Genomic DNA, 20,635 nt, shown 5'->3' with positions numbered 1-20,635 from the left:
GAGTTCGCGCCGGGTCGGCACCACATTCACGCCGGGTCGCGCTATGAGGGGACGGGGACGTCGCGGTGCCAGGACTCGGTGACGTACGTCGTCTCCCAGCCCATCGCGGCGTACAGGCCGTGCGCGCCGGTCGGCGAGTCGGCGTCGACCTCGAGGCCGACCCGGTCGCGGCCTCGGGCGGCGGCGTCGGCGATCACCGTGCGCAGCAGGCCCTTGGCGACCCCGCGGCCGCGGGCGGCCTCCAGCACGCCGATGTAGGAGACGTAGGAGCCGTCGGGTCCCGTGGCGCTCGACGACACCGTCGCCACCAGCGCGCCGACGGGCTGCCGCTCGTCGCCGTCGACGAGCTCGGCCAGCCACCAGTGGTCCCAGCGGTGGCCGGGGTCCTCGCGCAGCCGGTGCAGGAACTCGTCGAACGTCTCCTCCCACGAGTTGAAGTGGTCGACGAACGCGCCCTCCAGCACGTCGTGGACGTCGCGCAGGTCGTCCTCGTCGGGCATGCCGGAGCCGGTACGGCGGACCAGGCGGATCCGCATCCCGTCCCGCTCCCACTGGTCGGGGTCGGGAACCAAGTCGACCTCGTCGGGAGCGACCGGCCGGGTCTGCTGGTGCCAGGTCCGCACGTGGGTGAAGCCGGAGGCCTCCAGCCACGCGTGCTGGCGCTGGTCGTCGGCGAAGGCGCCGGTGTCGATCTGCTGGACCTCCAGGCCCCGGGCGGCGCCGACCGCCTTGGCCTGACCGACCGCCCACTCCACGAGGACGTCGGAGCACGCCCGGGCTACGTCCTCGGGCAGGTCCCGCTCGACGACGTGCACGAACAGCATCCGCCCGCCGGCACGGTCGTGGACGCTCCCCCAGGCGCGGATCTCGTCGTCGGGGTCGCGGACCACGACGTTCTCCCGCATGCGCAGGCCGTGCTCGGAGACCTCGACGAGCACGTCGTCGACCCCCGACCCGGCCCAGCCGCGGCCGTGCCGCTCGTGCGCGCGCAGGAGGTTCGTCAGCCGGGCGACGACGAAGCGGTCACTGGGGTCGGGCGTCGCGACGCTCCAGCCCTCCGGCAGTCCGGGCGGGTCCGGGACCAGCTCCCCGGGATCGGTCTCGAAACGGGAGTCGTCGGGGATCACGTCGAGGCATTCTGCCCGACGGGTCCCAGACGCGTGCAGGCGCTCAGGCGCGCCGGCGTCCGGCCTCGGCCGTGCGCCAGGCGGCGGTGACCGACTCGAGCTCGGCCCGGAGCACGTCGACCTGCTGTTCCAGCTCGGCGACCAGGACGACCGCCTCGGCGGCGGTCCGCTCCGCCTCGTCGAGGCGGGAGGCGACCCGCTCGCCCTCGCGCTCGGCGATGTCGGCGCGACGCGCCTCGGCGTTCATCTTCCGGGTCGCGTCCGCGGCCCGGCGCTGGGCGACCCCGAGGGCGTCCTGCAGCTCGGCGAGGGCGGACTCGCGCTCGGCGATCCGCTCCGCCATCGTCGAGACGTACGACGCGTGCTCGGCCGAGCGCTCCTCGGTCAGCCGCCGGTAGGCCTGCGCCTGCTCGGCCCGGTCCCGGGCGGCGTCGCGACGGGCCTGGGCCAGCTCGGTGTGGGTGATGCGGGTGGCGGCGGCGCCGAGGACGACCCCGGCGAAGGCCGCGAGCGTGACCAGCAGCCACGAGCCGCTGAGGACCGCGCCGGTGACGACGAGGGCGGCGAGCACCAGGAGCGTCACGGCGACGGTCAGCCGGGTGCTGCGCTGACGACGACGGGCTGTGACGCGTGTTGCTGACGAGGCTGGTGCCGATTCGTGGGGCATAGTGACGAGGCTATGCCTCCGGCTCGTCGGAACGGACGCGACACGCTCGCTCGAGCAGCAGTCCGCCGATGACCATCGCCACGCCGGCGAGCGCGGCGACCGCGGACCGCGTCACCTGCTCGCCGACCAGCTCCGAGGCCAGGCCGAGCCAGCTGACGGCGTACCCGGCGTACGCTCCGGCGACCAGGGCGCCGACGTAGGCGCTCGCCCGGCCGAGCGCGAGCCGGTTCAGGGCACGGTGCGGCTCCATCCGCTCGTGGCGCACCTGGAGCTGGCGCCAGGTGGACCAGGCGGCGGCGCCGACGATGACCGCGACGACCGCCAGGGCGACGGGCTGCGCCCAGGAGACGACGCGGGCGGTGCCGTCGAGCTCGACGGCCAGCGGCCGCACGAACCATCCGCCGACCAGGCCGACGACGGCGCAGACGGTGAGCCAGGCCGGGGACGTGGGCCGGAGCCGTCCCTCACCGGGGCCGTCGGGGGGTCCCGGCGGCTCCTCGGGAGGCAGGCTCACCGGCGGCTCACTCGAGCTCGAGCTTCAGGTCGTCGCGCAGCGTCAGGCCGTCGTTGCCGACGGAGGCGAGCAGCTCGGAGATCGGCCCGGACTCGGGGATCTCGGCGTCGGGCTCGAGGTCGAACCAGGGCTGGAGCACGAAGGCGCGCTCGCGGGCGCGCGGGTGGGGCAGGCGCAGGTGCTCGTCGTCGCTGCGGCGGTCGCCGACGACGATCAGGTCGACGTCGAGGGTGCGCGAGGAGTTGGCCTCCTCGGAGCGCTCGCGGTCGAAGGCGTCCTCGATGGCCAGTGCCCGGTCCATCAGCCGGGTCGCGGCGAGCGTGGTGTCGATGAGCACGACGGCGTTGAGGAAGTTCTTCGCGTCGGGCGGGCAGTCCACGGGAGCGGTCTCGTAGACCGGCGAGACACCGGTGATCCAGACGTCGGGGGTGTCGGCCAGCGCGTTGACGGCGCCCTGGAGGGCGGCCATGCGCTCCCCGAGGTTCGACCCCAGCGCCAACACCGCTCGACGGATCGGACGCATCTCCCCGGTGAGGGTGTCGGCGTCGACGATGTGCGGGTTGGGGGTCTCAGTCACGGGCAGTCCTTCGCGTGATCGTCAGTGCGACGTCGCGGAACGTCGCCTCGATGGGTGCATCCGGCTTGTGGACCGTGACCCGCGCCCATTCAACACGGCCGTCCAAGAGGCAGACGTCCGCGATCCGCTGCGCCAGGGTCTCGATCAGGTCGACCGGGTCGTGCTCCACGGCGTTCTTCACCGCGGCCACGAGACTCCCGTAGTCGACGGTGTCTTGCAAGTCGTCCGACGCCGCCGCGGACCTGGTGTCGACGCCCAGCGCGAGATCGATCACGAAGGTCTGGCCCTCACGCTTCTCGAACTCGAAGACGCCGTGGTGGCCGAAGCACTCGATGCCCAGCACGGCCAGCTCGTCGATGTCCTGCGTCATGTCGACCTCTCTCGGGAGGCGATCGCGGCGGTGGCCGCCATCGTGTCGCGCGCGGCACGTACGTCGTGCACGCGCACGCCCCAGGCTCCCAGACGGGTCAGCTGGACGATGACGGCGGCATGGGCATACTCGCGCTCGTCCACCGGCCGCGACGGGCCGCCCGGGGGCGCCAGCAGGCTCCCGAGGAAGCTCTTGCGGCTTGCTCCGACCAGCACCGGGAAGCCCAGCCCGAGCACCGGCGCCAGGTCGGCGAGCAGCTCCCAGTTGTGCTCGGCCCGCTTGGCGAAGCCCAGCCCGGGGTCGAGCACGATCCGGTCCTCCGCGATGCCGGCGGCCAGCATCGCCTCGACCCGGGCCGCGAGCTCGTCACGCACCCCGGCGACGACCCCGCCGGGACCGTCGTACGCCGCGAAGTCGGTCATGTGGTCGCTGTGCGCGCGCCAGTGCATCGCGACGTACGGCGCGCCCGCGTCGGCCACCACGGCCAGCATCCGGGGGTCGGCGAGCCCGCCCGAGACGTCGTTGACCAGGACGGCGCCCGCGGCCAGCGCCGCCTCGGCGACCTCGGCCCGCATGGTGTCGACCGAGACGACCGCACCCGCATCGGCGAGCTGCCGGATCACCGGCACGACCCGGGCGAGCTCCTCGGAGACCAGGGGTCGGGTCGCCCCCGGCCGGGTGGACTCGCCCCCGATGTCGAGCAGGTCGGCGCCGTCGGCCAGCAGCTCCAGGCCGTGGCTCACGGCGGCGTCGACGCTGAGGAAGCGACCGCCGTCGGAGAAGGAGTCGGGGGTGACGTTGACGACGCCCATCACCCGGGGCCGGCTCGTCGTGCGCAGCAGGTCCACGGGCCGACGCTAGCGCCTGGGGCTGTGGATCAGCGCCATCGCCTCGGACCGGGTGGCCGGGTCCGAGAGGAAGGAGCCCCGCACGGCGGAGGTGATCGTGCGCGCGCCGGCCTTGCGGACGCCCCGCATGGTCATGCACAGGTGCTCGGCCTCGATCACCACGACGACGCCGCGCGCCTCGAGGATCTCCACGAGCGCGTCGGCCACCTGGGTGGTCAGCCGCTCCTGCACCTGGGGTCGCTTGGCGTAGACGTCGACGAGCCGGGCCAGCTTCGAGAGCCCGGTGATCTTGCCGGTCTCGGCAGGGATGTAGCCCACGTGCGCGACCCCGGTGAACGGCACCAGGTGGTGCTCGCACATCGACCAGAGCTCGATGTCGCGCACCAGCACCATCTCGTCGTGGCCGATGTCGAAGGTCGTCGTCAGCACGTCCTCCGGGGCCATCCGCAGCCCGGCGGTCAGCTCGGCGTACGCCCGCGCGACCCGGGCCGGCGTCTCCAGCAGGCCCTCCCGGTCCGGGTCCTCGCCCATCGCGAGCAGCAGCTCGCGTACGGCGGCCTCGGCCCGCTCGTGGTCGTACGCGGGGATGTCCTCGGGCGCGCGGACCGGACCGGTCACCGGGTCGGTCATACCGCCCCGGGTCCCGGCGGGGTCGGGCCGGGCTGCCCGCCCAGGGTCGGGTCGCCGTGCACGTCGCCGCCCGGGCCGGGCGGGGTGACGACGACGCCCGGAGCGCTCTCGGGCGTGTGCCCGTTGGCCGAGGCCCGGTCGCGGATCTCCTGCGGGATCTCGATCGGCGGGATGTCGGAGGGGCTGCGGTCCGGCGAGCCGGTCCAGGCCGGGCGGGCCTGGCGGCGGCGCAGCGGCGTGAAGATCTCCGCCACCTGGGCCTTGTCGAGCGTCTCCTTGTCGAGCAGCTCGAGCACCAGCGAGTCGAGGACGTCGCGGTTCTCCTCGAGGATGTCGAAGGCCTCCTGGTGGGCGGTCGCGAGGAACTTCTTGGTCTCCTCGTCGACCATCGCGGCGACGTCCTCGGAGTAGTTGCGCTGGTGGCCCATGTCGCGACCCAGGAACGGCTCGCCCTGCGCCTCGCCGAGCTTGATGGCGCCGAGCCGGTCGGTCATGCCGTACTGGGTGACCATCGCGCGGGCCAGGTTGGTGGCCTTCTCGATGTCGTTGCCGGCACCGGTGGTCGGGTCATGGAAGACCATCTCCTCGGCCGCCCGGCCGCCCAGCATGTAGGCGAGCTTGTCGAGCATCTCCGAACGGGTCTGGGAGTACTTGTCCTCGTCGGGCAGGACCATCGTGTAGCCCAGCGCCCGTCCGCGCGGCAGGATCGTGATCTTGTGGACCGGGTCGGTGCCCGGGAGCGCCGCGGCGACGAGGGCGTGCCCGCCCTCGTGGTAGGCGGTGATGAGCTTCTCCTTCTCGCTCATCAGGCGGGTACGCCGCTGGGGGCCGGCGATGACCCGGTCGATCGCCTCGTCCATGGTCGCGTTGGTGATCAGCTTCTCGTTGCTGCGCGCGGTGAGCAGCGCGGCCTCGTTGAGCACGTTGGCGAGGTCGGCACCGGTGAAGCCGGGCGTGCGACGCGCGACCGACATCAGGTCGATGTCCTCGGACATCGGCTTGCCGCGGGAGTGGACCTGCAGGATCTGGTGGCGCCCCGAGAGGTCGGGGGCGTCGACCTGGATCTGGCGGTCGAAGCGGCCCGGACGCAGCAGCGCGGGGTCGAGGACGTCGGGCCGGTTGGTCGCCGCGATCAGGATGACCCCGCCCCGCACGTCGAAGCCGTCCATCTCGACGAGGAGCTGGTTGAGGGTCTGCTCGCGCTCGTCGTGGCCGCCGCCCATGCCGGCCCCGCGGTGGCGGCCGACGGCGTCGATCTCGTCGATGAAGACGATCGCGGGGGCGTTCTCCTTGGCCTGCTCGAACAGGTCGCGGACCCGGCTGGCGCCGACGCCCACGAACATCTCGACGAAGTCGGAGCCGGAGATGGAGTAGAACGGCACGCCCGCCTCGCCGGCGACGGCGCGGGCGAGCAGGGTCTTGCCGGTGCCCGGAGGTCCGTAGAGCAGCACGCCCTTGGGGATCTTGGCGCCCACGGCCTGGAACTTCGCGGGCTCCTGGAGGAACTCCTTGATCTCCCCGAGCTCCTCGATGGCCTCCTCGGCGCCGGCGACGTCGGTGAACGTCGTCTTCGGCATGTCCTTGGAGATCAGCTTGGCCTTGGACTTCCCGAACTGCATGACACCGCGACCGCCGCCGCCCTGCATGCTGTTGATGAGCCAGAAGAAGATCACCACGATCAGGATGATCGGGAGGAAGGAGAGCAGCAGCGTCGCGAGGATGCTCTGCTCCGCGACCTCCGTCTCGACCTTCTCGATGTTGCCCTCGTCGAACTGCTCGATCGCCGCGTCGTAGGTGGCGTCCTGGGTGCCGCCGATCCACTTCGTGAAGACCTCGGCGCCGTCGGCGCGGACGTCCTTGTCGAGGGTGGCCCGGATCTCCTGGTCACCGTCGACGAACGTGATCTCCTTGACCTCGCCCGAGGAGATGTACTTGCTCATCTGGGAGGCGGCGATCTCGTCGCCCCCGCTGTTCGGGGTGAGGAACTGGAATGCGAGCAGGACGCCGACGACAGCGACGACGATCCACACCCACGGACCCTTGAATATGCGCTTCACTGGCTTCTTCCGACTCGGGCACGTCTGAACCCACGACGGTACACGTCGTCGGCAATCACGATTCTCGCAGCAAACAGGTGAGATCGGGCGCTCGAGGTCCCGTCGGGGGCGCGCTCAGGAGTAGACGTGCGGCGCCAGGGTGCCGATGTCGCGCAGGTTGCGGTAGCGCTCGCGGTGGTCGAGGCCGTAGCCGACCACGAACTCGTTCGGGATATCCCAGCCGACGTACTTCACCTCGACCGGCATCTGCAGCGCCTCGGGCTTGCGCAGCAGGGTGCAGATCTCGACGCTCGCGGGCGTGCGGGAGGACAGGTTGGAGGTCAGCCAAGACAGCGTGAGGCCGGTGTCGATGATCTCGTCGACGATGATCACGTGGCGCCCGGAGATGTCGGTGTCGAGGTCCTTGAGGATCCGCACGACGCCGCTGGACTTCGTGCCGGAGCCGTACGACGAGACCGCCATCCAGTCCATCTCGATGTGGCGGGAGAACGCGCGCGCCATGTCGGCCATGACCATCACCGCGCCACGCAGGATGCCGACGATCAGGATGTCCTTGCCCTCGTAGTCGGCCTCGATCTGCCGGGCCAGCTCGCCGATCCGATCCTGGATCTGCTCCTCGGTGAAGAGCACGTTGACCAGGTCGTTCTCCACATGGGCTGCGTCCATGGCCCTCAGCCTAAGGGTCGGCTCGGACGACCCGGAGACCGCCGTCCACCCGCTGCCCGCGCAGGTGACCGGGCAGGTCGATCCACTTCTGGCCGTGCCAGTCGGTGACCAGTGCGTCGAGGGCGAGCACGTGCTCGTGGAACAGCTCGGCGGCCGGCGCACCGGCCGCCACGGCCGCGATCCGCAGCACGCGGCGGCGTACGGCGTCCGGCTCCGCGGCGAGGCCGGCGACGGGCAGCGCGCCGTCGGCGTCGGCGAGCCGGAGGTGCGCGGCCTCGGCGAGGTCGTCGAGCAGGTCCATGTCGCTGCGCAGCTGGTCGGCGGTGCGGGCCAGGGTCGCGGCGACCCCGGGGCCGAGCTGCTCCTCCAGCATCGGGAGCACGGCGTGCCGCACGCGGACCCGTGTGTACGCCGGGTCGCTGTTGTGCGGGTCCTCCCAGAACTCGATGCCCTCGACCTGGCAGGCGGTGACGGTGTCGGTGCGGGCCACGTCGAGCAGCGGGCGCCGGTAGCGGTCGAAGGCGCGCCGCATCCCCGCCAGGGAGCGACCGCCCGACCCGCGGGTCAGGCCGAGCAGCACGGTCTCGGCCTGGTCGTCGCGGGTGTGGCCGAGCAGGACGGCCGGGGCGTCGAAATGCCGGGCCATCTCCTCCAGGACGGCGTACCGCGCGCGCCGCGCCGCCGCCTCCGGGCCGATGCCGGCCTCGTCCACGCGCACCCGCGCGGCGACGGTCTCGTCCACCCCCAGGCCGGCCATCTGCTCGACGACCCGCGCGGCGTGGGCGTCCGAGCCCGCCTGCAGCCCGTGGTCGACGGTCGCCCCGACGACGCGGAGGCCCGGTCGGCCGGCCTCGGCCACGGTGGCGGCGAGCAGGGCGAGGGAGTCCGCGCCGCCGGAGCAGGCCACCAGCACGGTCCGGCCCGGGTCGAGGTCGGCGAGCGCGCGCCGTACGCCTCGGCGGACGGCGGCGACCGAGGGGTGCAGCGTCATCCGGGTCCCCGGCGAGTCACAGGACCCGGGCGATCCAGGCCTCGGGGTCCGCGATCTCGACGGTGCTGGGCAGGTGCTCGGGGCGCTCCCAGACCGCGTTGAACTCGCTCATCCCGACCTTGCCGACGACGCCGCGGACGAAGTTGGCGCCGTTGCGGTACTGCGCCATCTTGGCCTCGAGCCCGAGCAGCCGGCGCAGCAGCCGGTCCAGCGTGCCGACGCCGCCGCGGCGCTCGTTGAAGCGCGAGCGGATAGCGGCGACGCTCGGGATGACCTGGGGACCGACCCCGTCCATCACCACGTCGGCGTGGCCCTCCAGCAGCGACATCACGCCGGTCACCCGGTCGATGATGGCGCGCTGCTCGGGTGACCCGAGCGCCTCCATCAGGCTGCCGCCGGTGCCGTTGCGCAGCGCCTCGACGACGCGCTGGAAGCCGTCCTCGAGGGCCGGGCCGGAGTCGACCGTCTCGGCGATCGCGCGGATCTCGGAGAACAGGTGGTCGCGCATCCAGGGCACGGCGGTGAACTGGACCCGGTGGGTCTCCTCGTGCAGGCACACCCAGAGCCGGAAGTCGGTCGGGTCGACGTCGAGCTCGCGCTCGACGTGCACGATGTTGGGGGCGACCAGCAGCAGCCGACCGTGCGGGTCGTGGAAGGGGTCGAACTGTCCGAGGACCTTGCCGCCGAGGAAGCCGAGCAGTCCGCCGACCTCCAGCCCGGTCACCCGGGACCCGAACGCGAGCGCCAGTCCGGACGGCGGCTTCGTGTCGGTCAGCTTGTCGACGAGCGGCGAGAGGACCGTGCGGAAACCGTCCGCGTTCGCCTGGATCCAGCCGGGCCGGTCGACGACGAGCACCGGTGCGGTGCCGTCGGGGGCGTCGAGGCCGGTGAACTCGCGCACCAGGCCGGTCGAGCGGGACGCGTCCGCCCGCAGCTCCGCGACGGTCGCCGCCGCCTGCTCCCGGGTGATCACGGGACCCTCGCCGGCGATCCGGGAGCCGATCTTCACGGCCAGGTCCCAGTCCACCATCTCCCGCGTCATGGCTCGACCGTACCCGCGCACTCACAGGCGGCCAGGGCGGATGCGGCGGCGTCGAGGTCCGCCCGGGCGTCGAGGGTGTCGGCGAGCGCGACCTCGTCGGTCATCAGCACGAACAGCATCGGCGTCCCGCCGACGGTCGTCACGACGCCGGCCAGGCTGCTGACCCCGGTGAGCGTGCCGGTCTTGGCGCGGACACGGCCGCGCCCCTCGGCGGGGCCGTTCGCGAACCGCGAGGTCAGCGACCCCGTGAAGCCGGCGACGGGCAGGCCGGTCAGCACCGGGCGCAGGGCGGGCGCCCCGGTCGCGGCCTGGCGCAGCACGCCGAGCAGGGTGGCGGGCGGGATCAGGTTCTTGCGCGACAGGCCGCTGCCGTCGCGGAGCCGCACCCGCTGGGTCGGTACGCCGAGCCGGTCCAGCACCGCGAGGACCGCCCGGGTCCCCTCGGCCGAGCTGCCCGCTGCTCCCGTCGCCAGCGCGAGGTGGCGCATCAGCACCTCGGTCGCCTCGTTATCGCTGACCAGCAGGGCGTGCTCGACGAGCTGGGACACGGGCGCGGAGCGGACCTCGGCGACCTGCTCGGCCGTCGCGCCGGCGGTCCGGGGCGCCGGTCGGCCGGCGACCGCGACCCCGGCCCTCGCCAGCTCGCGGGCGAAGATCTCCGCGGCCGCCCGCGGCGGGTCGGCGACCCGGCCGGTCCCCTCCTCGGGGCGGCCCTGGTCGGCCCACAGGGCCGAGATCGGAGCGACCACCCCGTCGGGCAGGTAGGAGTCGGGCCAGGACGGGTTCACCGCCGGACCGGTGAACAGCGAGTCGTCGTACCGCAGTCGGACGCTCGTCACGCCGGCCGCCAGCAGCGACTCGGCGGTCTGCCGGGCGAGCGTCGTGAGGTCCGCGCGGGCCGGCCAGGCCGCGGGCTCGCCGGCCTCGCGGTCGGCGTCGGGCGGCGCGCTCGCCAGCAGCGGGTCCCCGCCGCCGACCAGGACGACCCGCCGGCCCTCGCGGACCACCCGGGTGGCGTACGTCGTCGCCGGGTCGATGGTCGCGAGCGTGGCGAGCGCGGTCAGCAGCTTCGTGGTCGACGCAGGCACCGCCGTACCCCGGCCGAAGGTGTACGTCGGCCCGCCCGACAGTCCGCTGACGGCGGCCAGGACGTGGTCGCCCAGGTCGTCGTCGCGCAGGTACGGCGCCAGCGCGGCCCGGACCGCGGCCTTGTCGATCGTGGCGTCGACCCCGAGCGGCGCGGCCAGCGGTGCCGGGTCGGTGACCGGCGGCAGGTCCAGGCCCGGGGGCGGCGCGACGGTCGTGGGGTCGACCGGTCCGGCCGGGTCGCGCGGGAACCAGCGGTCGGCCAGGTCGTAGCGGTAGGTCGCCACCACCCCGGCCGTGAGCGCGAGCACGACCAGCAGCGCGAGCCAGGTCCGGAAGCGACCCTCCTCGCCCGTCCCGCGGCACGCCCGCCCGTGGCGTCCGTCACGTCGGTGCACCCGATCCCCTCTCCGCTACGCATCCGCGGCCATTGTGGGGGAGACTGCCCGGATACTGACGAGAGGGCCTCTGGACGGTGGCCCGCAGACGGCGGAGGAACACGTGCTGGAGTTCGACGTACTGGTGGAGATCCCCAAGGGTGAGCGCAACAAGTACGAGGTCGACCACGAGTCAGGCAGGCTCCGCCTCGACCGGACCCTGTTCACCTCCACGCAGTACCCGGCCGACTACGGCTACATCGAGGACACCCTCGGCATGGACGGCGACCCGCTGGACGCGCTGGTGCTGCTCCAGCAGCCGACCTTCCCGGGCTGCCTGATCAAGTGCCGCGCGATCGGCATGTTCCGGATGACCGACGAGGCCGGCGGCGACGACAAGGTCCTGTGCGTCCCCGCGACCGACCCGCGCCTGGAGCACCTGCGCGACATCAGCCACGTCTCCAAGTTCGACCGCCTGGAGATCCAGCACTTCTTCGAGGTCTACAAGGACCTCGAGCCCGGCAAGTCCGTCGAGGGCGCCGAGTGGGTCGGCCGCTCCGAGGCCGAGGACGAGGTGCGGGCGTCGTTCCAGCGCTTCAAGGACAACCCCGGCTCGGTGCACTGACGCCGAGCCGTCACTTTCTCGGCGTTTCTGGCGGCGTGTCGTCGCAGCATCGACGGGTCGATCCGCGGCCGGACGACGGGCTCCGCGGGCCGACCCGTCAATCGTCGTACGACACGCCGCGAAAAGCGCCGATTGATTGACGGGACGCGGTGCCCGCTCAGCCCAGCAGGTCGCGAGAGCGGAGCATCTCGGACGGTACGGCGAACGCGTCGACCAGGTCGGCGGCGAGCGGGCGGACCTTGCGGCACAGGCTGCCGATCTCGCGGCTGATCGCCTTGGAGCGGGCCACCGAGAGCCGGCCGTGCTCCATGAACCAGGCCCGGTCGGCCTCGATGGTGCTCAGCGCGTGCAGGTCGCACAGCAGCCGGAGCGCGACCTTGTTGTCGCCGTCGGGCAGGGCCTCCACCTTGGCGACCATGGCCTCCAGCACCAGCCGCTCCACGTGGGCGCGGGCCGCGGCGATGACGTGGTCCTGGACCCGGGAGAACACCGCGCCCGGGTTGTCGCCGTGGTCGACGCCCCGCTTCAGGCGCCGCGCGACGCCCGACAGCATGTGCTCCTCGCGGAAGCGCAGCATCGCCAGCTGGTAGTCGCTGTCGAGCAGGCCCGCCTCCTGGTCCCACTGGTCGCCGCCGGGCAGGACGTCCTTGATCCGCTCCAGCAGCTTGTGGACGGCGGTCTTCTCGATCACTGTCTCGACCGCGAGGCCGGTGACGAAGCGGACCATGCCGAGCTGGTCGAGGTCCTCGAAGTCGCTGGCGTAGTCGGTCAGCAGACCCTTCGCCACGAGCTGCAGCAGCACGTGGTTGTCGCCCTCGAAGGTCGTGAACACGTCGGTGTCGGCCTTCAGCGCGGCGAACCGGTTCTCCGCGAGGTAGCCCGCTCCCCCGCACGCCTCGCGACACTCCTGGATGGTGCGGGTCGCGTGCCAGGTGCCGAGCGCCTTGGTGCCCGCGGCCCGCGACTCCAGCTCGCGCTTCGCGTGCTCGGCGGTCTCGATACCGGACGTGACGTCGTGCAGCTGGGCCGCCACGACCTCCTGCGCAAAGTGCAGCGCGTAGGTGTGCGCGATCAGCGGCAGCAGCCGCCGCTGGTGCATCCCGTAGTCGAGGAGCAGCTCCTCCTCGTCCTCGCTGGTGGCCTCGAACTGGCGCCGGCGCAGGGCGTACCTCGTGGCGATGGTGAGCGCGACCTTCGCGGCGTTGATGCCGGCGCCGCCGACGCAGACCCGGCCCTGCACGAGGGTGCCGAGCATGGTGAAGAAGCGCCGGTTGGGGTTCTCGATCGGGCTCTCGTAGACCCCCTCCGGGCTCACGTCGGCGAACCGGTTGAGCAGCGCGGTGCGCGGCACCCGGACGTCGTCGAACCAGATCCGGCCGTTGTCGACGCCGTTCAGCCCCATCTTCAGGCCGTCGTCCTCGATGCGTACGCCGGGGAGCGTGGCGCCGTCCCGGTCGCGGATCGGTACGACGAACGCGTGGACGCCCTCGGACCGCCCACCCACCTCCAGCTGCGCGAACACGACGGCCAGCTCGGCGTGCCGGGCGGCGTTGCCGATGTAGTCCTTGCGCGCGTCCTCGCGGGTGGTGCGGACGACGAACTCCTGCGTGGCGGCGTCGTACGTCGCCACGGTGCCGAGCGCCTGGACGTTGGACCCGTGCCCCGACTCGGTCATCGCGAAGCAGCCCATCAACCGCCCGGTGACCAGGTTGGCGAGGTAGGCGTCGTGGTGCTCCTTGCTGCCGAGCTGCAGGATCGCCCCGCCGAAGAGCCCGAACTGCACGCCGACCTTCACCAGGACCGACAGGTCGCCGTACGCCAGGGTCTCGAAGGCCGCGACCGACGCGCCGATGTCGCCGCCCCCGCCGTACTCCTCGGGGAAGCCCATGCCGGTCTGGCCGGTGGCCGCCATCTCGAGGACGACGTCCTTGACGCGCTCGCGGAACTCGTCGCGGGTCATCGTCTCGGCGTCCTCGAGGATGCCGGCGTACTCCGCCAGGTTGGTGCGCACCAGGTCGCGGACCTCGGCGTACTGCCCGTCGAGCAGCGCGGTCAGGGCGGGTACGTCGATCGCCGGCTGGTGGTGGCCGGCGCGCTCCTCGACCTCGGCGTCGGTGTCCTGCTGGGGCGTCGCGGCCGGGGCCGTCGTGGGCACGTCCTCGGCGGAGGACGGGGGCACGGTGTCGGTCGACATGCACCCACGTTACCCACGGGTCACGACGGTCAGACGTGGCGTGGATCCCGGTCTGGACCGTCGCCGGATCGGGCTACGGGCGGGCGAAGAAGCCCGGCGGGATCCAGTAGTACATGGACTCCTCGGTCACCGGCTTGCCGGTGCGCGGGGCGTGGATGATCTTCCCGTTCCCGGCGTAGAGGGCGACGTGGTAGATCGACGAGGGGCTGCTCGAGGAGCCCCAGAAGACCAGGTCGCCCGGTCGGAGGTCGGAGGAGCGGATCGGCGTGGACTGCTCGTACTGCGCCACCGAGTAGTGCGGCAGGCTCTTGCCGGCCGCGGCCCAGGCGCCGGCGGTCAGGCCGGAGCAGTCCCAGGCCGAGGGGCCGGAGGCGCCCCAGCGATAGGGGTCGCCGAGCTGGGCGCGGGCGAAGGCGAGGACGGCGGGTACGCCGGCGCCCGGTGCGGGCGGAGCCTCGTCCGGGACGGCCTGCTTGTGCTGGCCGGAGCTCGTGTCGTCGTCGCCCTGGTCCGCGTCCTGCTCGTCCTGCTCGTCCTGCTCCGCCTGCTCGGCCGCATCCGCCGCCGCCTGCTGTGCGGCAGCCTCGGCAGCGGCCTCGGCGGCAGCCTGCCGGGCCTGGCGACGGGCCTCGCGCTCGGCGGCGGCAGCGGCGGCCTGCCGCGCCCGCTCCTCCAGCCCGGCCTGGCGGCGCTCGGCGAGCGCGACGCTGATGTCCTGGAGCCGGGCGAGGTCGGCGATCAGCCTCGTCTTCTCCGCCGCGACGGCGGCCGCCTCGGCGTTCGCGCTGTCGGCAGCGGCGGTCGCGGCGTCCCGGGCGGCGAGCGCCTCGTCGGCGGCCGCGTCCGCGGTGTCCTGCGCGTCCTCGGCACGGTCCGCGGCGGTCGTCGCGACCACGGTCGCGGCCCGGAGCTCGTCGTACCGCTGGTCGAGTGCGGCCTGGCCCGAGCGGAGGGTGCTGGCGGTCTGCAGCATCGAGCTGAGCCCGTCGGCCTCGGTGATCGCCTGGAGGGCGGCGAGCTGGGGGGTGTCCTGGTACGACGCGACCATCAGGTCGGCGTAGTCGCGACGCATGCCCTCCTGGTCGGCGGCCGCCGTACCGGCCGCGGTCCGGGCCTTCTCCGCGGCCCGCCGTGCCTCGTCGGCCCGCCAGCGCGCCCCGTTGTAGGCCTCGGCCGCCTGTGCCGCCTGCATCGAGGCGGCCTCCAGGCGGGCATTGGCCAGCGCGAGCCGCGCGCGGACCTCGTCGACGGTGCTCGCCGCCGCGACCGCCGCCCCCTGGGCCTGCTCGACCTCCTGCCGCGTAGGCACGTCGTCGGTCTCGTCGGCCGCCGCCACGCCGAGCCCGGCCGCACCGCTGAGCAGCGCCGTCGCCACGGTGATCCCCGCTGCGGTCCGGATTCTGCGCACGGTGGGTCCCTCTCTGCGGCGGTCAGGTCGTGGAAGGGCCCCAGGGGTGTGCAGGTGTCTCCGCTCGCCACCTGGGGCCGACCGTCACGCTAGTGAACTTTCGTCACATTCGCCACAATTTCCCCAACTTTCTCAGAATTCACGGCGTGTCGGCTTGAAAATTACACCCGTGTAGTTCGCGGGATTTCTGCGTGCGGGCGCGCTCGACGGCCGCGATTGCGGCCGTAGGACAGGGAATGTCCGCGCCGGGACGTCCGGCGGCTGCAATTGCGGCCGTAGGGCGCGTGCCGTCAGGCGCGGCCGAGCCTCGCCCCGCCCGACCAGCGCAATTGCGGCCGTCGGGCACGGGATCGGTGCCCCGACCTGCCCTACGGCTGCAATTGCGGCCGTCGGGCACGCCGAGGACTCAGTCGCGCCCGACGGGTACGGCGGAGGTGGTCGTCGTGGGGTGCGAGGAGAGCCCGCCGCGTTCGAACTTCTGGCCGGTCGCGAGACCCGCGACGTAGAAGGAGACCAGGGCGATCAGGATGCCGGCGACGTCGTCGGCGATGTAGTGCCAGCCGAAGTACAGGGTGGCGACGACCGTCAGGCCGAAGTTGATCCAGAACAGGATGCGCAGCACCCGGCTCTGGACGGTGAACTGCACCATCAGCGCCCACAGCAGCGAGATGCCGGTGTGCAGGCTGGCGAAGCCGGCGACGGTCTGAGCCTGGCCGTCGCCCCACAGGACGCCCTGCCGGGCGTTGACCAGGGAGTTCATCAGGTCGGTCGTGCCGGTGTGCGCGAGGTCGTCGTACAGCCAGTAGTACTCGAGGCCGGGGCCGAGGGTCGGGAGGGCGTAGTACGAGATCGTGCCGAGGGTCCACGCCAGGCCCTGGGCGGTGACGAACCACCAGCCGTACGACAGGTTGCGCGACCACACCAGCCACACCGTCACGAGGATCGCGACCATGGGGATGAACAGCAGGTAGAAGCTGGAGAGCAGGTGCGCGACCACGGTCGTGCCGAGCAGGTCGTGGATGACCGGGCCGGGCTCGTGGCCGAAGAACAGCACCCGGTCGAGCATGTGCAGCTCGCGGTCGTACATCCGGTCGCTGACCAGCGGCAGGAACGACTTGAGGTTCCGATAGCAGACGTAGATGACGTAGAAGCAGACGATCCCGAGCATCACCAGCAGCACGCGCTCGCGGTTCCAGTGCGTCCGCAGCCGCTCGCGCATGATCCCGGGCATGGCCCGCACGCGCAGCTTCGAGAGCCACAGCGCCCGCGGCACCAGGTCGAGGGCGAGCGCGCCGAAGCACAGGATCGGCAGCCGCAGCCACGACGGGCCGAGGAAGCTGCCCTCGGGGTCGATCAGGGGCCGACCGATGGCGACCGCCGTGATCACCGCCCACGCGCCGATCACCACCGCCGTCACCACAAGCAGGGAATAGGCGCGGCGATACACGAGGGTCAGTGTAAGGACTGATCCTCCGCCACGCCCGTGGGGATGACCGCGAGCCTGGTCACGTCGACGTCCAGCCGGACCCGTTCGCCCGGTCCGGGATGGCGGTCGAGGCTCGCCACGGCGTCCGCCTCTCCCACGCCGTCGACGTCCACGACGAGGCGCACCTGCTCGGGGGTGGCCCGCGCGGAGCGCACCGTGGCGGCGAGCCTGCCGTCCGCAGCGACACTCAGCGCGGACCGCCGTACGGCGACCGACGCGGCGGGCGGCCGGCCGGCGGCGGCGAGTACGGCGCCGGCGGCCGGACCCACCAGCACCCGCGCGTAACCCAGGAACAGCGCGGTCGCCGGGTCGGCCGGGGCCCGCCAGACGGCGGCGATGTCGCCCTCCTGCACGAGGACGCCGTCGCGCAGCACGGCCAGCCGGTCGGCCACGGTGAACGCCTCGTCGTGGTCGTGCGTGACCATCAGCGCCGTCGTGCCGGCGGCCCGCAGGATCCGGTGCAGGTCACCCGCGAGCCGCTCGCGCAGCCCGGCGTCGAGGGCCGAGAGCGGCTCGTCGAGGAGCAGCAGCCGCGGCTCGACGGCGAGCGCCCGGGCGAGCGCCACCCGCTGCCGCTCGCCGCCGGAGAGCGTGGCGGGCAGCCGGTCGGCGTACCCGGTGAGACCGACGAGCTCCAGGAGCTCGCCGACCCGCGCGTCGATGCCGCGGGCGCGGCGCAGCCGCAGGGCGTACCCGATGTTGCGGCCGACGGTGAGATGGTTGAAGAGCTGGCCGTCCTGGAACATCAGCGCGAAGCCGCGCTTGTGCGTCGGGACCCGGGCGAGGTCCTGCCCGTCCCAGCTGATCCGGCCGCCGCTCGCCGGCTCCAGCCCGGCGACCGCGCGCAGCAGCGTCGACTTGCCGCTGCCGGAGGGGCCGAGGACGGCGAGCACCCCGCCGTCGGGGAGGTCGAGGGTGACGTCGCGGACGACGGGCACGCCGTCGTACGCGACGGAGACGCCGGCCAGGGACAGCATCAGAAGGCTCCTACCGAGGGGACGCGGAGCCGCTCGACGAGCAGCATCACGAGGGCGGTGGCGGCCGCGAGGACGACGGAGGCGGCGAGCGCCATCCCGTAGTTCATCGCGCCCGGGTGGCCGATCAGCCGGAAGATCACGACCGGCACCGTGGGCTGGTCGTCGCGGGCCAGGAACGACGTCGCGCCGAACTCGCCCAGCGACACCGCGAAGGCGAACCCGGCGGCGGCCAGCAGCGGCTTCCACACGACCGGGAGGTCCACGGTGAGGACGGTACGCAGCGGCCCCGCGCCGAGCGAGGCGGCGGCCTGGCGCTGCCGGTCGTCGATGCCGTGCAGCACCGGCGCCAGGGTGCGGATCACCAGCGGGAGGGCCACCAGCGCCTGGGCGATCGGCACCAGCAGCGGGGAGTCGCGCAGGTCGAGCGGCGGCGAGTCCAGGGTGATCAGGAAGCCGAAGCCCACCGTCACCGCGGACACCCCGAGCGGCAGCATGAAGAACCCGTCGAGCGCCGAGCGCACCCGCCGCTCGGCCCGCGTGCGCGAGCGCCGGGTCACGACCGTGGCCACGAGCACGCCCATGAGCAGCGACATCCAGGTCGCGTCCACGGCGGTGCGCAGCGAGAAGCCGAGCGCCTCGGTGACCGGCACGAGCAGCGCCTGCTGGTCGCCGGTGGAGCCCAGCGCCCGGTAGTTGCCGAGGCTCCACGCACCGTCCACCTGCAACGACCCGGCGACCAGGGTCAGCACCGGCAGCCCGACGAAGAGCAGTACGACGCCGGTCGCGAGCAGCACGGGCACGTCACCCGGGCGCGGCCGCCGCGGCCGGGCGAGCACCCGCGAGACCCCCGGGTCGGGCACCGCCCGGAGCCGACCGGAGATCACCAGCAGCACGCTCACCACGACCAGCTGCAGGATCGACAGCGCCGCGGCGGCCTGCAGGTCGAGCAGGTTGGTCGTGAGCAGGTAGATCTCGGTCTCGACGGTCGAGTAGCGCAGCCCGCCCAGGGTCAGCACCACCCCGAAGCCGGCGGCGCAGAACAGGAAGACCACGCTCGCCGCCGACACGATCGCGGGTCGCAGAGCCGGCAGCGTGACGGTCCGGAACACCTGGACCGGCCCGGCCCCGAGCGCGGCCGCCGCCTCGGCCGGGCGCACGTCCAGCGACTCCCAGGCCGACCCGACCACGCGGATCACCACCGACACGTTGAAGAACGCCAGACCGAGCACGATCGCCACCGGCGTACCGTCCAGGCCGAGGAAACCGAGCGGACCCGACTCCCCCAGCAGCTGCTTGAACGCCACCCCGACCACCACGGTCGGCAGCACGAACGGCACCAGCAGCGCGGCCCGGATCACCCGGCGCAGCGGGAACGCCAGGCGGTGCAACGCGTACGCCGCCGGCAGGCCGAGCGCCACCGACACCAGGGTCGCGGCCCCGGCCGACCAGGCGGTGAACCACAGCACCCGGTGCACCCGCGGCCGGGTCAGCACCTCCGCGACCGCTCCCGGGTCGAAGGTGCCGTCCGGCCACAGGCCGCGGGCCAACATGCCGCTGACCGGCAGCACGAAGAACACCCCGAGCACCAGCACCGGCCCGAGGGCCAGTGCCAGGAGCGCCGCGGTGCGCCTCATCGGCTGGTGATGTCGCTCCACTCCCGCAGCCAGGCGTCGCGGTTCGCGCTGATCTCGGCGGGATCGACCTCGTACGGCGTCTCCGGCTGCTGCGCGAACCGCGCCCAGTCGGCCGGCAGCTCGACGGCCGAGGAGACGGGGAAGACGTACATGCTGTCGGGCAGTGCCGCCTGGACCTCGTCGCTCAGCAGCCAGTCGACGACCTGCTCGGCGCCGTCGGGGTTCTCGGCGCCGGCCAGCACGCCGGCGTACTCGACCTGGCGGAAGCAGGTGTCGAGCAGCGCGCTCGTGGTCGTGCCGCCCTCGCCGTCGACGGTGAAGGCGGGCGAGGAGTCGTACGAGACGACGATCGGCCGGTCGCCCTCGCCGCCGCCCTGGGTGAAGTCGACCTGGTAGGCGTCCGACCAGCCGTCGGTCAGCTTGGCGCCGTTGTCCATCAGGTCGCCCCAGTAGTCGGCCCAGTCGTCGCCGTACTCGGCGATGGTGGCCAGCAGGAACGCCATGCCGGGCGAGCTGGTGGTGGCGCCGGGGACGACGAACAGGTCGCGGTAGGCGGGCTTCGCCAGGTCGGCGAGGCTGGTCGGCGGAGCGAGCTTCTCCTGCGCGAACCAGGTGTCGTCGATGTTGACGCACACGCTCGCCGCGTCGACCGGCGTGAGGACGTCGGCCCCCTCGCCGGGGAGCGCGAAGGCCTCGGCCCCCTCGGGAAGGGTCGGGGCGTACGGCGCGAACACCCCCTCGTCGACCGCGCGCGAGGCGAAGGTGTTGTCGACGCCGAACGCGACGTCGCCCGTCGGGTTGTCCTTGGTCAGGACCAGCTTGTTGGTGAGCGTGCCCGCGTCGCCCGCCGCACGCTGGGTCAGGCGCAGGCCGGTGTCGGCCTCGAAGGCCTCGACGAGCTCGTCGGGCAGGGCGAACGACTCGTGCGTGACCAGCACGACCTCGGTCGGCGTACCGCCGTCGCCGCCGCTGGCCTCCTCGCTCTCACCTCCACCCAGCGAGCAGGACGCGAGCAGCAGCGTGCTCGCGGTGGTGAGCGCGACCGCCTGGGCGCGCGCACGGATGCACTTCATTCCGGACTCCCTTCGCCGGTGCTAACCGGAGCAGGTTCGAGGGTCTGCGGCTCTTCCGCACTCTCAGCACGCTCGCGCGTGCTCCCCTGTCGTGTGGGGCCAGGCTACGCCCTGGCTGGCGGGGGTCGGTCTCGGGGGTTGCTGCTTCATCACGGTATGCAGGGCGGGCTCGGGGCGTCAGCGCAACAGCAGCTTGTCGATCAGTTCTGAGGGGCGAGCGTAGCCATGTCGTTTGCGTGGGCGGTCGTTGAGTTCGTGGGCGACCCAGGCGAGGTCTTGGCTGCTG

At 72.9% G+C, this 20,635-nt stretch carries 19 protein-coding genes and 1 riboswitch; of the genes, 1 reads left to right on the top strand and 18 read right to left on the bottom strand.

The features are described from left to right. Positions 1 to 41: 41 nt before the first annotated feature. The 12 genes from VMF51_RS23315 to dacB form a co-directional block, all read right to left on the bottom strand. Positions 42 to 1,127 (bottom strand): GNAT family N-acetyltransferase, encoded by a 1,086-nt coding sequence (locus VMF51_RS23315; RefSeq protein ID WP_325476873.1) that lies wholly within the window; start codon positions 1,125 to 1,127, stop codon positions 42 to 44. A gap of 43 nt (positions 1,128 to 1,170) precedes the next feature. After that, positions 1,171 to 1,710, bottom strand: coding sequence for a hypothetical protein (locus VMF51_RS23310; protein WP_325476872.1), 540 nt, complete (start codon positions 1,708 to 1,710; stop codon positions 1,171 to 1,173). Between the two features lie 94 nt (positions 1,711 to 1,804). Beyond that, positions 1,805 to 2,308 (bottom strand): DUF3180 domain-containing protein, encoded by a 504-nt coding sequence (locus tag VMF51_RS23305; RefSeq protein ID WP_325476871.1) that lies wholly within the window; start codon positions 2,306 to 2,308, stop codon positions 1,805 to 1,807. A gap of 7 nt (positions 2,309 to 2,315) precedes the next feature. Further along, positions 2,316 to 2,885, bottom strand: a complete 570-nt coding sequence (gene folK / locus VMF51_RS23300) for a 2-amino-4-hydroxy-6-hydroxymethyldihydropteridine diphosphokinase (protein ID WP_325476870.1) — start codon at positions 2,883 to 2,885, stop codon at positions 2,316 to 2,318. Further along, on the bottom strand, positions 2,878 to 3,255 hold the full coding sequence (folB, locus tag VMF51_RS23295) for a dihydroneopterin aldolase (protein ID WP_325476869.1): 378 nt from the start codon (positions 3,253 to 3,255) through the stop codon (positions 2,878 to 2,880). The genes folK and folB overlap by 8 nt, the downstream gene beginning before the upstream one ends. Then, positions 3,252 to 4,067 (bottom strand): dihydropteroate synthase, encoded by an 816-nt coding sequence (folP, locus tag VMF51_RS23290; RefSeq protein ID WP_325476875.1) that lies wholly within the window; start codon positions 4,065 to 4,067, stop codon positions 3,252 to 3,254. Before folP ends, folB begins: the two co-directional genes overlap by 4 nt. 45 nt (positions 4,068 to 4,112) lie before the next feature. After that, positions 4,113 to 4,733, bottom strand: coding sequence for a GTP cyclohydrolase I FolE (gene folE, locus VMF51_RS23285; protein ID WP_325476868.1), 621 nt, complete (start codon positions 4,731 to 4,733; stop codon positions 4,113 to 4,115). Next, the gene (gene ftsH / locus VMF51_RS23280) at positions 4,730 to 6,790 is read right to left on the bottom strand and encodes an ATP-dependent zinc metalloprotease FtsH (RefSeq protein WP_325476867.1); all 2,061 of its coding nucleotides are present in this window, start codon (positions 6,788 to 6,790) and stop codon (positions 4,730 to 4,732) included. Before ftsH ends, folE begins: the two co-directional genes overlap by 4 nt. A gap of 114 nt (positions 6,791 to 6,904) precedes the next feature. Further along, on the bottom strand, positions 6,905 to 7,456 hold the full coding sequence (gene hpt / locus VMF51_RS23275; protein WP_325476866.1) for a hypoxanthine phosphoribosyltransferase: 552 nt from the start codon (positions 7,454 to 7,456) through the stop codon (positions 6,905 to 6,907). A 10-nt stretch (positions 7,457 to 7,466) separates the two neighbouring features. Beyond that, entirely contained in the window at positions 7,467 to 8,447 is a 981-nt protein-coding gene (gene tilS / locus VMF51_RS23270; RefSeq protein ID WP_325476865.1) for a tRNA lysidine(34) synthetase TilS, read from the bottom strand. A gap of 16 nt (positions 8,448 to 8,463) precedes the next feature. Further along, entirely contained in the window at positions 8,464 to 9,489 is a 1,026-nt protein-coding gene (locus tag VMF51_RS23265) for a zinc-dependent metalloprotease (protein ID WP_325476864.1), read from the bottom strand. Beyond that, positions 9,486 to 10,973 carry a D-alanyl-D-alanine carboxypeptidase/D-alanyl-D-alanine endopeptidase gene (gene dacB, locus VMF51_RS23260; protein ID WP_325476863.1) on the bottom strand — a complete coding sequence of 496 codons (1,488 nt, stop codon included), beginning with the start codon at positions 10,971 to 10,973 and terminating at the stop codon, positions 9,486 to 9,488. Before dacB ends, VMF51_RS23265 begins: the two co-directional genes overlap by 4 nt. Before the next feature lie 106 nt (positions 10,974 to 11,079). Here dacB and VMF51_RS23255 point away from each other — a divergent pair, with 106 nt between their 5' ends. Continuing rightward, complete coding sequence (locus tag VMF51_RS23255; protein WP_325476874.1) at positions 11,080 to 11,577, top strand: inorganic diphosphatase; 498 nt, start codon at positions 11,080 to 11,082, stop codon at positions 11,575 to 11,577. A gap of 157 nt (positions 11,578 to 11,734) precedes the next feature. On the opposite strand, the gene VMF51_RS23250 is transcribed toward VMF51_RS23255, so the two are convergent. The 6 genes from VMF51_RS23250 to VMF51_RS23225 all read right to left on the bottom strand — a co-directional run bounded on the left by VMF51_RS23250 (position 11,735) and on the right by VMF51_RS23225 (position 20,349). Continuing rightward, complete coding sequence (locus VMF51_RS23250; protein ID WP_325476862.1) at positions 11,735 to 13,771, bottom strand: acyl-CoA dehydrogenase; 2,037 nt, start codon at positions 13,769 to 13,771, stop codon at positions 11,735 to 11,737. A 73-nt stretch (positions 13,772 to 13,844) separates the two neighbouring features. After that, positions 13,845 to 15,179 (bottom strand): C40 family peptidase, encoded by a 1,335-nt coding sequence (locus VMF51_RS23245; protein WP_325476861.1) that lies wholly within the window; start codon positions 15,177 to 15,179, stop codon positions 13,845 to 13,847. 406 nt (positions 15,180 to 15,585) lie between these two features. After that, positions 15,586 to 16,596 (bottom strand): phosphatase PAP2 family protein, encoded by a 1,011-nt coding sequence (locus VMF51_RS23240; RefSeq protein ID WP_325476860.1) that lies wholly within the window; start codon positions 16,594 to 16,596, stop codon positions 15,586 to 15,588. 35 nt (positions 16,597 to 16,631) lie between these two features. Continuing rightward, positions 16,632 to 17,642 (bottom strand): ABC transporter ATP-binding protein, encoded by a 1,011-nt coding sequence (locus VMF51_RS23235; RefSeq protein ID WP_325476859.1) that lies wholly within the window; start codon positions 17,640 to 17,642, stop codon positions 16,632 to 16,634. After that, positions 17,642 to 19,276 (bottom strand): ABC transporter permease, encoded by a 1,635-nt coding sequence (locus VMF51_RS23230; RefSeq protein WP_325476858.1) that lies wholly within the window; start codon positions 19,274 to 19,276, stop codon positions 17,642 to 17,644. Before VMF51_RS23230 ends, VMF51_RS23235 begins: the two co-directional genes overlap by 1 nt. Further along, positions 19,273 to 20,349 (bottom strand): thiamine ABC transporter substrate-binding protein, encoded by a 1,077-nt coding sequence (locus tag VMF51_RS23225; protein ID WP_325476857.1) that lies wholly within the window; start codon positions 20,347 to 20,349, stop codon positions 19,273 to 19,275. Before VMF51_RS23225 ends, VMF51_RS23230 begins: the two co-directional genes overlap by 4 nt. Next, positions 20,340 to 20,447, bottom strand: a riboswitch (TPP riboswitch). Its footprint overlaps the gene before it by 10 nt. Positions 20,448 to 20,635: the final 188 nt, after the last annotated feature.

Origin of the sequence: Nocardioides sp., from assembly GCF_035503875.1 — a bacterium.
Classification (GTDB): domain Bacteria; phylum Actinomycetota; class Actinomycetes; order Propionibacteriales; family Nocardioidaceae; genus Nocardioides.
This window is presented reverse-complemented; position numbering and strand designations above follow the sequence as displayed.